At 71.7% G+C, this 15,126-nt stretch carries 12 protein-coding genes; 4 read left to right on the top strand and 8 right to left on the bottom strand.

Annotation, left to right across the window (positions count from 1 at the left end):
* Positions 1–62 precede the first annotated feature (62 nt).
* From I003_RS0116735 to I003_RS0116725, 3 genes are all read right to left on the bottom strand, one after another.
* On the bottom strand, positions 63–950 hold the full coding sequence (locus I003_RS0116735) for a carbohydrate ABC transporter permease (protein ID WP_027772565.1): 888 nt from the start codon (positions 948–950) through the stop codon (positions 63–65).
* A complete protein-coding gene (locus tag I003_RS0116730) occupies positions 947–1,834 on the bottom strand; it encodes a carbohydrate ABC transporter permease (protein ID WP_486584258.1) in 888 nt (295 codons plus the stop codon). The genes I003_RS0116735 and I003_RS0116730 overlap by 4 nt, the downstream gene beginning before the upstream one ends.
* Positions 1,835–1,913: 79 nt before the next feature.
* Complete coding sequence (locus I003_RS0116725; protein ID WP_027772563.1) at positions 1,914–3,191, bottom strand: extracellular solute-binding protein; 1,278 nt, start codon at positions 3,189–3,191, stop codon at positions 1,914–1,916.
* A 150-nt stretch (positions 3,192–3,341) separates the two neighbouring features.
* On the opposite strand from I003_RS0116725, the gene I003_RS0116720 reads away from it, so the two are divergent.
* Entirely contained in the window at positions 3,342–4,382 is a 1,041-nt protein-coding gene (locus tag I003_RS0116720; RefSeq protein WP_027772562.1) for a LacI family DNA-binding transcriptional regulator, read from the top strand.
* Positions 4,383–4,473: 91 nt separating this feature from the next.
* Here the strand turns inward: I003_RS0116720 and I003_RS0116715 are convergent, their stop codons facing one another.
* The 5 genes from I003_RS0116715 to I003_RS0116695 all read right to left on the bottom strand — a co-directional run bounded on the left by I003_RS0116715 (position 4,474) and on the right by I003_RS0116695 (position 11,576).
* Positions 4,474–5,916 (bottom strand): alpha-amylase, encoded by a 1,443-nt coding sequence (locus I003_RS0116715; RefSeq protein WP_027772561.1) that lies wholly within the window; start codon positions 5,914–5,916, stop codon positions 4,474–4,476.
* A 361-nt stretch (positions 5,917–6,277) separates the two neighbouring features.
* Entirely contained in the window at positions 6,278–7,378 is a 1,101-nt protein-coding gene (locus I003_RS0116710; RefSeq protein ID WP_027772560.1) for an RNA polymerase sigma factor, read from the bottom strand.
* Positions 7,379–7,693: 315 nt separating this feature from the next.
* Positions 7,694–9,652 carry a DNA primase gene (dnaG, locus tag I003_RS0116705; RefSeq protein ID WP_027772559.1) on the bottom strand — a complete coding sequence of 653 codons (1,959 nt, stop codon included), beginning with the start codon at positions 9,650–9,652 and terminating at the stop codon, positions 7,694–7,696.
* 51 nt (positions 9,653–9,703) lie between these two features.
* On the bottom strand, positions 9,704–10,279 hold the full coding sequence (locus I003_RS0116700) for a TetR/AcrR family transcriptional regulator (RefSeq protein WP_027772558.1): 576 nt from the start codon (positions 10,277–10,279) through the stop codon (positions 9,704–9,706).
* A 226-nt stretch (positions 10,280–10,505) separates the two neighbouring features.
* Positions 10,506–11,576 (bottom strand): phosphotransferase family protein, encoded by a 1,071-nt coding sequence (locus I003_RS0116695; protein WP_027772557.1) that lies wholly within the window; start codon positions 11,574–11,576, stop codon positions 10,506–10,508.
* Between the two features lie 179 nt (positions 11,577–11,755).
* Here I003_RS0116695 and I003_RS0116690 point away from each other — a divergent pair, with 179 nt between their 5' ends.
* The 3 genes from I003_RS0116690 to I003_RS32475 all read left to right on the top strand — a co-directional run bounded on the left by I003_RS0116690 (position 11,756) and on the right by I003_RS32475 (position 15,026).
* The gene (locus I003_RS0116690) at positions 11,756–12,691 is read left to right on the top strand and encodes an aromatase/cyclase (protein ID WP_051368292.1); all 936 of its coding nucleotides are present in this window, start codon (positions 11,756–11,758) and stop codon (positions 12,689–12,691) included.
* Positions 12,692–12,882: 191 nt separating this feature from the next.
* The gene (locus tag I003_RS0116685; RefSeq protein ID WP_051368291.1) at positions 12,883–13,527 is read left to right on the top strand and encodes a hemerythrin domain-containing protein; all 645 of its coding nucleotides are present in this window, start codon (positions 12,883–12,885) and stop codon (positions 13,525–13,527) included.
* A 23-nt stretch (positions 13,528–13,550) separates the two neighbouring features.
* Entirely contained in the window at positions 13,551–15,026 is a 1,476-nt protein-coding gene (locus I003_RS32475) for an MFS transporter (protein ID WP_158688994.1), read from the top strand.
* The last annotated feature ends 100 nt before the right edge of the window (positions 15,027–15,126 follow it).

The raw sequence follows: 15,126 nt of genomic DNA, 5'->3' as shown, positions 1-15,126 counted from the left end.
TACCAGTGGCTTGCGGGAGCGGTGCGGCGGAAGGCGTGCGGAACGGGCATGGGCGCGCGGGCTTACGACTTGGCGGCGCCGGCCGTCAGACCGGTCACCAGGTGGCGCTGGACGAGGTAGAAGAACGCCGCCGCCGGGACCGCGATGAGCACGCCGGTGGCGGCCATCAGGTTCCACTGCTGGTCGTGTTCGCTGACGAAGGTCGCCAGGCCGATGGGCAGCGTGTACTTGTCGGAGCTGAGCAGGAACACCGAGGCGAAGGCGAACTCCGCCCACGCGGTGAGGAAGGTGTAGAACGCCGCGACCGCCATGCCCGGCCGGGCCAGCGGCAGCACCAGCCGCCAGAACGTGCCGAAGGGCGTGAGCCCGTCGACCCGGCCGGCCTCGTCGATCTCGTGCGGGATGGTGTCGAAGTAGCCCTTGAGCAGCCAGGCGCAGTACGGCACGGCCTGGGTGAGGTTGACGGCGATCAGCGCCCAGTAGGTGTCCAGCAGGTCGAGCCCGGCCAGGATGTTGTACAGCGGCACGATGAGGATCGCGAACGGGAACATCTGCGTGACCAGGAACGTCCACATGAGCTGCCGGTGGCCGGGGAAGCGCATGCGCGAGACGGCGTACGCGGCGCTGGCGGAGACGAAGACGCCTATGAGGCACGTGCCGAGGCTGACGATCAGCGAGTTGCCGACCCACCGCAGGAAGTCGGTGTCGGACAGCACGGTGGTGTAGTTCGACAGGCCGGCCTTCCCGGCGATCTCGCCGGCGTGCAGGAAGTCGTTCTTGTCGGGGCCGAGCGAGATCCACGCCAGCCAGACGACCGGGAAGAGCGCGATGAAGCTCGCCAGGAGCAAGGTGCCGTGCAGTGCGACGGACGCGGCGGTGCTGCGCTCGCCGCGGCGGCGCGGACGGGAGGCGGCGGGGCGGGCCGGGCGGGAAGTGGCAGAGCGGGTCATCGGACGGCCGCCCCCTCGTTGCGGTTCAGCCAGCGGCGGTAGACCGACACCAGCACGACGAGCATGGACAGGATGATCACGCCGTACGCGGCGGAGCCCGCGTAGTCCCGGGGTGTCTGGCCGAAGCCGAGCCGGTAGGCCCACGTGACCAGGATCTCGGTGTCGGGCGCGGTGGAGCCGAAGAGCAGGAAGATGACGATGAACTGGTTGAACGTCCAGATCACGCCCAGCATGATCACCGTGCTGCTCACCGCGCGCAGCCCCGGCAGCGTCACGTGCCTGAAGCGCTGCCAGGGCGTGGCGCCGTCCGTCTCGGCGGCCTCGTACAGCTCGTGCGGGATCGACTGGAGCCCGCCGAGCAGCGAGACCATCATGAACGGCACGCCGCACCAGGTGTTGACGACGATCGCCGCCGTCCGCTGCCAGAACGGCTCGCTGAGCCAGGCGGGTTCCGGCAGCCCGAAGGAGGCGAACGCGGAGTTCAGCACGCCGCCGTCGGCGAGGATCATCCGCCAGGAGAAGACGGTGACGAACGTCGGCACCGCCCACGGCAGGATCAGCGCCAGCCGGTACAGGGTGCGCCCGCGCATCCTGCGGTTGAGCAGCACGGCGAGGACCAGGCCGATGCCGTAGTGGAGGGTGACGCAGGCGGCGGTCCAGAACAGGGTCCAGACGCACTGCTTCCAGAAGGTGTCGGCGGCGCTGCCGGTGAGGATGTCGACGTAGTGGTCGAAGCCGACGAAGGAGAAGCTGTCCGGGATCTTGTTGACACCGATGGTGCGGCCGACGTTGTCGCTCGTGGCGTCGGTCAGCGACAGGTAGACGCCGCGTCCCAGCGGGTACGCCACGAGCACGCCGAGGACGGCGACAACCGGGGCCACCATGGCGTAGGCGTACCAGTGGCGGCTGTACGACTGTTTCAGGCTGCTGATCACTTCCGTGCCCTTCCGGCCCGCCGCGGTGTTACGCGAAGTCGGGGACCAGCTCGCCGAACTTCTCCGCGACGGTGTCGAGTCCGTCCTTCACGCCGGTGTCGCCCTTGAGGACGGCGGCGAGGTTCTGCGCGAAGTCGTCGCCGAGCAGGGTGCTGTACTCGGGCAGCGCGGGGCGCGGCCGGGCGGTGTCGGCGAGGACCTGCTGGTAGTCGGCGACGCCGGGGGCGGCCGTGACCTCGTCGGTGTAGGCGGAGGCGCGGGTGGGCAGGGTGCCGTTCTTCAGGGCGATCTTCGCCTGGGTGTCGGCGGAGGTCATCCAGCCGACGAACTCGATCGCGGCTTCCTTGTGCGCCTCGTCGGAGCCGTTGTAGACGGAGAGGTTGTGGCCGCCGGTGGGGGCGCCGGCCTTGCCGGTGGAGCCGGCCGGGACGGGGGCGATACCGAGGTCGGCCTTGTCCTTGAAGGCGGAACCGGCGTAGACGTTGGTCAGCTCCCACGGACCCTGGATGATCATCGCGACCTTGCCGTTGACGAAGGCGTCCTGCATGTGGGCGTACGCGTCGGCGGTGACGTCCAGGTCGGCGGTGCCCGGCGCCTCGACGATCTCCCTGGCCTTCTCCACGCCGGTGACGGCCTCGGGCGAGTTGACGGTGATCTTCTGTGCCCCGGCGTCGACCATGTCGGTGCCCTCGCCGAAGAGGAACGGCAGCGTGTAGTACGGGTCCTTGTGGAGCCAGAAGCCGTCGGTGCCGGTCTTGTCCTCGACGTCGGCGGCGACGTCCATGAGCTGGTCCCAGTCGGCGGGGGGCGCGTCGTGGCCGGCCTTCTTCAGCAGGTCCTTGTTCCACAGGAGCGCGAGGGTGTCGGTGACGATCGGGGCGCCGTAGGTCGTGCCCTCGTACTGCGCCTGCTTCAGCAGCGACGGCGTGAAGTCGTCCTGCTTCGCCAGGGCCGCGGTGCCGTCGAGCGGGGCGAGGAACTGCGACTTGGCCCAGGAGGCGGTCCAGCCGACCTCGGTCCGGATGACGTCGGGGGCGCCCTTGGTGCCGGCGGCCGTGGTGAACTTGTTCTGGGCCTGGTCGAAGGGGACGTTGACGTAGTCCACCTTGATGTCCGGGTGGGCCTTCTCGAACTCCTTGATCAACGCCTTGTACGTCGGCGCCTCGTTGGTGGCGTTCGAGGTGTCCCACCAGGTGATCGTCACCTGCCCGCCGGCGCTCCCGCCGCCGTCCCCGTCGTCCCCGCAGGCCGTGGCCGTCAGCGCAAGTGAAGCGGCCAGGGCGGTGGCGGCTATGCCACGTCGCATAGTGAACTCTCCTTCAGGCAGGGAACCGTGACCGCGCAGCGCGGCGCCGGACGCCGAGGAAGCTAACAGGATCGACATGCGGCCGAAAGACCTTGCAAGAAATTTCTGCAAGGAGTTACGGTCACACCCGAGAACCAGGGAGGACACGACGTGCGCCAGGAACAGTCAGGTCCCGCGACCGCGCGGCTCGCCGACATCGCGGCCCAGGCCGGGGTCAGCGAGGCCACGGTCAGCCGGGTACTGAACGGCAGACCGGGGGTGGCGGACACCACCCGGCAGGCCGTGCTGGCCGCACTCGACGTGCTCGGCTACGAGCGGCCGGTGAAACTGCGCCGGCGCAGCGCGGGCCTGATCGGGCTGCTCATCCCCGAGCTGGACAACCCGATCTTCCCCGGCTTCGCCCAGGTCATCGGCCAGGCGCTGACCCGGCAGGGCTACACCCCGGTGCTGGCGGCGCAGACGCCCGGCGGCTCGACGGAGGACGAGCTGACCGAGATGCTCGTGGAGCGCGGTGTGGACGGCATCGTCTTCGTCTCCGGGCTGCACGCCGACACCACCGCCGACATGGAGCGGTACACGCGGCTGCGCGCCAAGGGCGTCCCGTTCGTGATGATCAACGGCTACTCGGAGAAGTTCCAGGGCACGTTCATCTCCCCCGACGACCGGGACGCGATGCGGCTGTCGGTGACCCACCTGGCCTCCCTGGGCCACCGCCGCATCGGGCTCGCGCTCGGCCCGGGCCGCTTCGTGCCCGTCCAGCGGAAGGTCGAGGGGTTCCTCGACTCCATGAGAGACATCCTGTCCGTGCCGGAGGACGACGCGCGGGCCGACATCGAGCACTCGCTGTACTCGCTGGAGGGCGGGCAGGCCGCGGCGGCGGCGCTGCTGGACCGCGGCTGCACGGCGGTTGTGTGCGCCAGCGACATGATGGCGCTGGGCGCGATCCGCGCGGCGCGGCAGCGGGGGCTAGCGGTGCCGCGGCAGGTGTCGGTGGTCGGCTACGACGACTCACCCCTGATCGCCTTCACCGACCCGCCGCTGACGACGGTGCGCCAGCCGGTGACGGCGATGGGCCAGGCGGCGGTGCGGGCCCTGCTGGAGGAGATCGGCGGCACCCCGGCCCCGCACGCGGAGTTCGTCTTCCATCCGGAGCTGGTGGTACGGGGCTCGACGGCCTCGGCGCCCGCGTGAGCGGCTCCGCCGCCGGGCCCGGGTGCCAAGCGGCTCCGCGGGCCCGGGTGCAAGGAGACAGGATGATCCGGGGGCTGAGCCCCCGGACCCCCTACGGGTGGAAGGCGACCGCCCCCTTGGCGGGCAGGTCGAGCGTGACCCGTCCGCCCGCGACGGTGACGTCGGTCGCGCAGTCGTCGAGCACGTTGCAGTACGTGCCGTCCGCGACCGCGGTGCCGAACTCCTGGCTCACCGGCTCCCCCGTGTTGTTGAGCGCCACGAACCCGCGGTCGCCGCGGCCGAAGCCGACGACGTTGGCGCGCGGCGACTGCCAGTCGCCGACCTGGGCGCCGCCGGCGGCGTTGCGCCAGCCGACCATCCCCGTGATCCGCGGGTCGCGGTCCAGGCAGTACCAGCCGGCGTCGCAGTCGGTGCCGGTGACGAGGCCGTCCGCGCCGGCGGGCGGCGAGTCGTCGTTCCCGGCGAACGCGAAGCCCGCGTACACGGTGGGCGGCGCGTCGGTCCAGCCGAGCTGGAAGACGTTGGCCAGCACGGCGGTGTCGCCGTCCTTGTACGTCAGGTGGCGGCCGTTGCGCTCGGTGTCGTGGTTGGTGACGAACGACACCGAGTTCTGCACGGGCAGTAGCCCCTGGTCGGGGCCGAGGTTCTCCAACTGGGCGATGTCACCGAGGAACGCGGCCTTCACCCGGTCGCCGAAGAAGAAGTCCAGCACCCGGCCGCTGCCGTAGTACTCGTCGGGTGCGGGCGTGCTGCCGGGGAAGACCTCGTGGAAGACGAACGGCCGCGCACCGGCCGCGGTGTCGTCCAGCCGGCCGGTGATGGCCTCCAGGTCGGCCGCGGGGATGTGCTTGGCGGCGTCGATACGGAAGCCGGAGACGCCGTGCGCGATCTGGGAGTTCAGATATCCGGCGATCGTGTCGCGCACGGAGTCGCTGCCGGTCTTCAGGTCCGGCAGGCCGAGCAGTTCGCAGTGCTGCACCTCCCACTTGTCGTCCCAGTCGGCGATCTCCCGGTTGCAGACGTCGACGTTGTAGTCCGCCCGGGAGTACATGGGCGGCGCGTACTTGTCGCCGAGCGTGGTGCCCGCGTAGCCGGTGCCGGTCTGCGCGGCGGTGTGGTTGATGACGGCGTCGGTGTAGACGGCGACACCGGCGCCGTTGCAGGCGGCGGTCATGGCGGTGAAGTCGGCCTCGCTGCCGAGGCGGCCGTTCAGGGCGTAGCTGTACGGCTGGTAGACGTCCCACCAGTGGTGCTGCGGGTGGGCCAGCGACTCCGCGGGCGGCGCCACCCACACGGCGGCATACCCGGCGGGGCCGAGGACGTCGGTGCACTCGGCGGCGACCGACCGCCAGTTCCAGGACCACAGGTTGGCGATGACAGCGCCCCCCGCGGCCGTCTCCGCCGTCTCTGCCGTCACCGCCTCGGCGCTGGCGTGCGTCGCCGCGGCGGGCAGCAGCCCGAGCACGAGACCGGCGAGAGCCGTCCCGAGCAGCAGGCGTGAGCCGCGCAGCCACGCACGTACCGGATGAGCCATGTGTACCCTCCTGGTCTTCGGAGAGCTGACGCGCCACAGCCGCATCGGTGGGGGAAACCAGGATCGCAAGATTTTGCAGGACGATCCGGGATCCGCGTTCCCCGATGACGGTAGGGGCGCGTCAGAGCACGGTCAACCCGTGGGAAAGGTGCTTGCAAAGTCTTTCAACGCCGCCCCGGCAGTGCTAACTTCACCGAGGCGCCCCCCGTACCCCGGTCCGGCCGGGCGGGGGTCCTTCACAGGCCCCACGCGCCCGCCCGGCCGGACCGGCTCCGCCCATGCCGAAGCGGGCTCCGGCGCGTGACGGCCGGAGCCCTCCGGCCCGTGTCGTGCGGACGCGCGGATCAGTCCGCTGGGAGCGTCAGTCCAGGTAGCCGCGGAGCTGGTCCGCGAAGGCGTGGTCGCGCAGCTTGTTGAGGGTCTTGGACTCGATCTGCCGGATCCGCTCGCGGGTCACGCCGAAGATGCGGCCTATCTCCTCCAGCGTCCGCGGCCGGCCGTCGATCAGCCCGTACCGCAACTGCACGACCTTGCGCTCCCGTTCGCCCAGCGTGGACAGCACCGCCTCCAGGTGCTCGCGCAGCAGCAGGAACGCCGCCGACTCCACCGGGGAGGCGGCGTCGCCGTCCTCGATGAGGTCGCCGAGCGCGACGTCCTCCTCCTCGCCGACCGGCGCGTGCAGCGACACCGGCTCCTGCGCCAGCCGCAGCACCTCGCTCACCCGCTCCTCGGGCAGCCCGAGATGGGTGCCGACCTCCTGGGGCGTCGGCTCGTAGCCGCGCTCCTGGAGCATGCGGCGCTGAACGCGCACGACCCGGTTGATCAGCTCGACGACGTGCACCGGGACCCGGATCGTCCGGGCCTGGTCGGCCAGCGCGCGGGACATGGCCTGGCGGATCCACCAGGTCGCGTAGGTGGAGAACTTGTAGCCGCGGGCGTAGTCGAACTTCTCCACCGCGCGGATCAGCCCGAGGTTGCCCTCCTGCACCAGGTCGAGCATCGTCAGCCCGCGGCCCACGTACCGCTTGGCGACGGAGACGACGAGCCGCAGGTTGGCCTCGATCAGCCGGCGCTTGGCCATCCGGCCCAGCACGACGAGCCGGTCCAGGTCCAGCGCGAGCTGCGTGTCCAGGTCCGGCTCGTTGGCGAGCTTCTCCTCGGCGAACAGCCCGGCCTCGACGCGCCGGGCCAGTTCCACCTCCTCGGCGGCGCTGAGGAGCGGAATCCGGCCGATCTCGCGCAGATACTGCCGGAACAGATCGGACGTGGGCCCGCCGCGCTCGGGCCGCACGGCGGAGGCCGGCGGCGGCACGGGCGCCGGCTCATGCGCGGCGCCGGGCTCGTCGAGCCCCGCCGGAGCCCCGTTCGGCAGGGTCAGGACGTCGGGCGCGCCCTCGCGCCCCGCCCGTACGGAAGTCTTGAGGGTCTGGGTCTGCACGGGGGCGACCTCCAGGGTGGTCACTGCCGGTTCGGGGACGTGGGGCAGCGGAACGGCTGCGGCGTACTCGCCGCCTTCCGTCCCGATCGTGGATTGCGGATCCCTGGCGGCTTGCCGCCCCTTCCGGGCAACACCGCCACGCTCCGAGGACTCAGGCACCGCCCCCAGTGTGGGGTACGACACACGCCTGACAGTAGGGTCGTGCGACCACATTTTGTGCCCGGCCCGTGACCGGATGGTTACGCAACGGACGAATGCGCACGCTCGGGGCAGCACGACTCCTCGCCCGGCGTGACCCCTTGGTCACACGGCTGAGGTGCCCCCCATGTGCCGCGACGGTCAGAGCGCCGCCGCGCCGCGGGCGCGGAGGGATTCCCGGTACTGCTGGAGCGTCCACAACTCGCGCTGCGCCGATGCGAACTGCTCCGGCGGGCCCTGGGTGCCCAGGCGGTGAACCGTACTGCGGACGTCCTCGATGCGGCGGTCCACCGCCGCAAGGCGGACGCCCGCCAGTTGTTCGCCCGCGTAGATCGCGTCCGGTTCGCGGCGGCTGCGCGGGGGTTCCACGGCCAGTTCCGTGATCAGGGAGCGGACGCCGTCGTCGGGGGCCGCGTCGCGGACGCGGGCCAGGTAGGCGGCGGCGTCGTCCGCCGCGGCCACGCCGCCGGCCGCTTCGATGGCGGCCCGGACCGTCGCGTACGGGGCGGCGGTGAACTCGTCCGCGAGGTAGGCGTCGAAGGCGGGGGCCACCAGCTTGGGGTGCTGGAGGGCGAGCTTCAGCAGCTCGCGCTCGCGGTGCAGCGCCGGGGTCCGCATGTACAGCGCCGGGCCGCCGGCGGCGGTGGGGCCCACGGGACCGGAGCCGGCCGGGCCCGCGCCCGCGCCGCGGCCGGGCATCCGGCCACCCGGCCCGGGGCCCTGCGCCGGGCCCTGGCCCGGTCCGCCCCGGCCGCGGCCCGCGCCGCCCTGCGCCGCGTACCGCGCGAGCTGCCGCACCCGGTCCACCACGAACCGCTCGTCCAGGATCCCCAGCATCCCGGCGAGCTGCACCGCGTAGTCGTGCCGGATCGAGACGTCCTTGATCCGCGCCACCACCGGCGCCGCCTGCTCCAGCGCGGCCGAACGGCCCTCCGCCGTCTCCAGGTTGTGCTGCTTGACGAACGAGCGGATGGCGAACTCGAAGAGCGGCGAGCGCTCCTCGATGAGCTGCTCCACCGCCTCGCCGCCCTTCGCCAGCCGCAGGTCGCACGGGTCCATGCCGCCCGGGCTGACCGCGATCGACGTACGGGACGCGAACTTCTGGTCGTCCTCGAACGCGCGCAGCGCCGCCTTCTGCCCCGCCGCGTCGCCGTCGAAGGTGAACACGACCTCGGAGCGCGAGTTGTCCGTCAGCACCCGGCGCAGGATCTTCACGTGTTCGCCGCCGAACGCCGTACCGCAGGTGGCGATGGCCGTCGTGACCCCGGACAGGTGGCAGGCCATCACGTCGGTGTACCCCTCGACGACGACGGCCCGGCCCTGCTTGCCGATGTCCCGCTTGGCCAGGTCGATCCCGTACAGCACCTGGGATTTGCGGTAGATCGGGGTCTCCGGCGTGTTCAGGTACTTCGGCCCGTTGTCGTCCTCGCGCAGCCGCCGGGCGCCGAAGCCGACGACCTCGCCCGTGATGTCCCGGATCGGCCACATCAGCCGCCCGCGGAACCGGTCGATGGGCCCGCGGCGCCCGTCCTGCGACAGCCCCGAGAGCGTCAGCTCCTTGTCGGTGAAGCCCCGGCCGCGCAGGAAGCGGGTGAGGTGGTCCCAGCCCGCCGGTGCGTAGCCGACACCGAAGCGCTCCGCCGCCGCCTGGTCGAAGCCGCGGTCCGCCAGGAACCCGCGCCCGATCTCCGCCTCCGCCGAGCCGAGCTGCTCGGCGTAGAACTGCGCGGCGACCTTGTGCGCCTCCAGCATCCGGGTGCGCTCGCCCTGCTGCCGGCCGGGGGTGTAGCCCCCCTCCTCGTACCGCAGGGTGATACCGGCCTGGGCGGCGAGCCGCTCGATCGTCTCCGAGAAGGACAGGTGCTCGACCTTCATGACGAAGTCGACCGTGTCCCCGCCTTCCTGGCAGCCGAAGCAGTGGTAGAGCCCCTTGGCCGGGCTCACATGGAAGGAAGGGGATTTCTCATCATGAAAGGGACAGATGCCCTTGAGGTTTCCGCCGCCGCCGGGGCGGAGTTGCAGGTACTCGGAGACGACGGCGTCGATCGGAACCGCGTTCCTGACCGCCCGTACGTCCTCGTCGTTGATCCTCCCTGCCACGAGAGCAGTCTACGGCCGGACGCCGACACTCCCCCGCCCGCCGCCGCGGCTTCAGGAGCCGTCGCTGTACGCGCTCAGGAAGAAGGAGACGACCGACTCCACGAACGTGCCGTCGAAGGTCCGCTCGGCCACCAGGCGGCGGAACATCAACGGCCCGGAGAGCTGGTCGATCGCCAGGTCGACGTCGAGCCCGGCGGGCAGCTCGCCGCGCTCCTTGGCCGCATCGACGATCGCCCGCAGCCCTTCGGACCCCGCGGTGTACAGGGACCTCTTCAGCTCGGCGTACGCCGGATCGACGCTGACGCGCTCGATGACGGCGCGCAGCGCGCGCTCCGCGGTCGGCTCGTGCAGCCAGCGGCGCAGCACGTTCAGCTCGCCCAGCAGGTCGCGCCGCAGCTCCCCGGTGCAGCGTACGTGCGAGATCGTCAGGCCCTCGGTGATGGCGTCGCGGATCATCTCCGCCGGATCCGGCCAGTGGCGGTAGAGGGTGGTGCGTCCGACGCCGCTGCGGGCGGCCACCGAGACGTGCGTGACGGCGGCCCAGCCCTGCTCGACGAGCAGTTCGCGCGCGGCGTCGAGAGCCGCGGCCCGGCTGCGTACCGCTCTCGGATCCGGTCCGCGCTCCAAGCCCGAGTATCTCGTGTCGGTGTGAGACGACAACACGACTCCATCCCGCGTGTCCCCGAGGGCCGGGGCTGGCTGACGATCACGTACGGTCGCCTTCGGTGGCTACCCGTACATCTTGTTCCAGAGTCGGCAGTGTACCGCCGACCCCGAGGCCGAGGGGGGTGTCCGTGACGGGCCCGCTTCACCACCGCCGGTGCAGGTCGAGAGCGCCGCGGCCCTCCGGTGGTCAGACGGCGACGGCGTCGAGGGGCGCGAGGGTCGCGGCGAGCAGGCGCTCCGCGTCACGTGCGAAGGGGGTCTCCGACCCCGCGTCGACCAGGCCCTGTTCGGCCAGCAGCCGGCCGGTACGGGCGGTGACGAGGGCGAAGCGGAAGCCGGCGAACACCTCGTGCCAGGGCAGCCGTCCGGCGATCGGCCGACCGAGCCACTCCTCGTAGCGCTCGATCGTAGCCTGCCGGTCCGGCAGGCCCGCCAGCCGGGGGCCGCCGCCGGCGAGGTACCGGTCGACGTGGAGGAACCAGGCGAGGTCGGCCTCCGGCGGGCCGAGGAAGGCCATCTCCCAGTCCAGCGCGGCGGCGGGGCGGCTGTCCCGGAAGACGATGTTGGCAAGCCGGGCGTCGCCCCACAGCAGCCGGGGCGGCCCGGCCGGGTCGGGGAGGTTCTCGCGCAGCCAGTCCAGGGCCGCGAGCACGACGCCGGAGCGGTCGGCGGCGAAGTGGTCCAAGTGCCGCTCGTAGAAGGCGAGCTGGCCCTCCAGGCCGCTCGGGGCGCCGGTGGCGTGCTCCAGGAAGGCCACGTTCAGCCGGTCGGGGTCCAGGCCGTGGAGCCGGCGGAGCACGCCGAGGCCGGCCCACCACAGGTCCGCCCGGCCGGCCTCGTCGCGCTCGGCCAGCGCGCCGTCCCGGTGGTACGGGGGCCGCTCCGCGGGGCTCCAGCCCTCGACGCGCTCCCTCACGTAGAACGGCGCCCCGAGCACGTCGGGATCGGCCTCGTACCCCAGCACCGCGGGTACGGGCAGCGGCGTGGGCGCGAGGGCGCGCAGCACCCGGTACTCGTCGACGAGCCGGGACTCGGGCAGCACCTGGTGCCGCCGGGACGCCACCCGTACGACGAAGTCCCGGCGCTTTCCGGCCCGTTCCCACTCGGCGGCGGCCATGAGGATCTCGGGGCCGAAGCCCCGGCCGCGCTGCGCCTCCACCCCGACGTCGGGGACCCCGGTCTCCGGCAGCCGGTCGGCGAGCCACTGCGCGAGGCGGCGGCGGGTGGCGTCGATGTCTCGTTGCGGCGGTACGGGCACGGGACCTCCAGCGAGCGATGGACGTACGGCGTCCCCATGATCCTTCTCTGACCTGGAGACCTGATGGTGAGTCACGGCAGGCACCGTCGAGACACCAGCAAGAGCGGATCGAGTCCTCACTGGCCCTCTTCAGGATCGAGACCGTCACATGTTCCCGGCGGAGAGGGAGTCGATCCACCATGGTGCACACCCACCACGTCAGGCACACCACCACCGTCGCGGCCCCGCCCACCGTCGCCTACGGGCTGCTCGCCGACGCGCCGGGCTGGCCCCGGCTGTTCCCCTCCGTCGTGCACGTGGAACAGGCCCCGGCGGGACCCGGTGAGGACACGCTGCGGCTGTGGACCACGGCGCACGGCAGAGTCGCGAACGGGGGCGTACGGCGCCGGCTGGACCCGGACGCACTGACCGTCGGCTTCCGGTACATCGCCCCGCATTCCCCTGTCGCCGTCAAGGGCGGCACGTGGCGTATCCACGCCGCCGGCGACGGCGGCTGCGAGGTCGTGCTCGACCAGGCGTACGCGGCGGTCGACGACGACCCGGAGCAACTGGCCTGGATCCGCGCGGCGGCCGAGGCCGACGCCAAGACCGATCTGGAGAGCCTGAAGCAGGCCGCCGAGCAGGCGGACCGCATCGGCGAGGTGCTCGTCACCTTCACCGACGAGCTGGAGATCGCGGCCGGGCCGGCGAAGGTCCATGAGTTCCTCTGGCGGGCCGAGGCGTGGCGGGAACTGCCGCACGTCGTACGGGTGGAGCTGACCGACATCTCGCCGCGCACCCAGATCCTGGAGTTGGAGACGCGGATACTCGACGGGTCCCGGCACACCACCGAGTCGGTGCGGGTGAGCCTGGGCCCGAAGCGGATCGTCTACAAGCACATCCGGCGGCCGGCGCTGATCGCCGCGCACACCGCGGAGTGGGAGCTGACGGAGACCCCCGACGGGGTACGGGCCGTGAACCGGCAGACCATCGTGCTCCAGCCGGCGGTGGTCACGGACTTCCTGGGACCCGGCGCCCCGCTCGCCGAGGCCCGCGCGTTCGTGCGCAAGGTGCTGGGGACGATCAACCAGGCGGCGATGCGGTACACCAAGGCGGTTGTGGAACAGGAGGACTGAGGGCCGTACGGGGGACGCCGGCCGGGCACTTCTGCGAAACAGATTGCACCACAACCTGCGGTGGTGCATACTGCCCCATATCTGTGGGACAACATGCTCCGTGCCGGGGGTGCGATCCACCGGTGCCCACGCGAGACTCCCGAACGCGGGCAGCGTAGCCCGCGCCCGAGCCGACTTGCAGGAGACGACTCGTGAACTGCTCCCTTCGCTGGCAGCCGAACCGAGGCAGCGGCCTGACGATGGTGTACGCCACGCACGACGCCTTCCGCCGGGACGTCACCCTGCTCATGAGCGCCACCGGTGACGACTGCGCCGCCGACTCCGCGTTCGCTTCCGGCTGGAGCGCGTTCAAGGACTATCTGAGGGTTCACCAGACGGCCGAGGGAGCCACGTGCCCGGGGCTCCGGTCCCGGCTGGCCGGCCTGGCCGACGTGTCCGTGCTGCGGAACTCGGAGGCCGCGAACAGCACCCTCGACCGGATGATCGAGGCGGTCGACCTGGCGTTGCGCAGCCGCTCCCCGGTCGTCCTGCGTGAGCGCATAGAAGACCTCTCCAAACGGCTCCTGGCGCACCTCGACCACCAGGAGACGGAAGTGCTGCCGATGATCTCGAAGGTGCTGACGCGCGCCGACTGGGAGACGTTCCGGACGGCCCAGCGCCGCGCGCTGGGGCCGCGGGCCGAGACGTACGTCCCCTGGCTGCTGGACGGCGCACCCGAAGACACCCGGCGCAAAGTGCTCGCCGCTCTCCCGCCGCCGCTGCGACTGATGTGCCGCACCGTCTGGCTGCCGCGCTACCAGCGCAACTCGCCCTGGCGGCAGATCAAACCTCACTGAACCGCTTGACGAAGGAGTTACCCGTGCGCCCTGCCCAAACGGAGGAGTCCCGCACCAGCCCATGGGTCGTGCTGACCTTCCTGATCCTGGCGTTCTTCATGACGGTGCTCGACACGACCATCGTCAACCTGGCCAACCAGGACATCATCGACCGGCTGGACGCCTCGCTCGACGAGGTGCTGTGGGTCACCAGCGGCTACACCCTGGCCTTCGCCGCGTTACTGCTGTTCGCGGGCCGGCTCGGCGTGCTCATGGGTGCCCGTAACGCCTTCGTGCTCGGCGTCGTCGTCTTCACCGTGGCGTCCGCGGCCTGCGCCCTGGCGCAGAACCCGGAACAGCTCATCGCGATGCGCGTGGTGCAGGGCGTGGGCGCGGCGCTGCTCATGCCGCAGACGCTCGCGATCATCATGACGGTCTTCCCGCCGGACAAACGCGGCGCCGCCTTCGGCATCTGGAGCGCCGTGGCCGGCCTCGCCGCGGTCGCCGGGCCGACCCTGGGCGGCATCTTCGTGGACGCGCTGACCTGGCGGTCGGTCTTCTGGATCAACGTGCCGCTGGGCGTGATCGCCATCGTCGGCGCGCTGCGCACCATTCCCGGCTCCCGGCCCCCGCAGCGCCCCTCGTTCCAGCCGGTCGGCACGGTGCTCTCCACGGTCGGCATGTTCCTGGTGGTCTTCGCGCTCATCGAGGGCGAGCGGTACGACTGGGGCGAGGTCCGGGGGGTCATCAGCATCCCCGTCATCGGCGGCACCGGCGTGCTCCTCATGCTCGCCTTCGCCCTCCAGCAGCGCACGCAGCAGGAGCACCAGCCGCTGCTGCCGTTCACGCTGCTGCGCGACCGCGGGTTCTCGGTCATGAACGTGGTGCTGATGACCAACCTGTTCGCGTCCATGGGCCTGCTGCTGCCGTACGCGCTGTACCTCCAGGGCGTACTCGACCTCTCCCCCACCAAGGCCGGCCTCGTCATGGGCCCGGCGCCGCTGGTCTCGCTCTTCATCGCGCCGTTCGCGGGCAAGTGGGCCGACAAGCTGGACCCCCGGGCCATCATCGTGCCGGGGCTGCTGGTCTTCGCCGGATCCGTCGCCGTGCTGATCGCCACCAGCCACACCGACTCCAGCACCTGGGCGGTCATCCCCGGGATGGTGCTCTTCGGCATCGCCATCGGCCTGGTCTTCGCGCCGGCCAACGCCCTTGCCATGCGCAACGTCCCGCCGCACCTGGCCGGCGCCGCCTCCGGAGTGGTGACCTCCGCGCGGCAGATCGGCACGGTCCTGGGCGCCGCCGCGGTCGGCGCCGTGCTCCAGGCCGAGCTGACCGACAACCTCACGTCGCAGCCCTACCCCGACGCCTTCGTCGACGCGATGGAGCCGTCCCTGTGGCTCGTCGTCGGCGTGCTCTGCGCAACGGCGCTGCTGTGCGCCGCCACGCTGCGCAGGTCCGCGGTGCGTACGGGCGACGACCCCACCGCTGCGGAGCCGGTCAGGGAGCCGACCGGCTGACGCCGCCCCACCGACCCCGGCCCGTGCGACTGCGTTCCCCCGGCGCGGACGCACGGGCCGGTTCCACGTCCGTAAGCACACGGCAGGGGCCTGTCACCCG

This window comes from Streptomyces sp. CNQ329, assembly GCF_000482585.1.
This window is presented reverse-complemented; position numbering and strand designations above follow the sequence as displayed.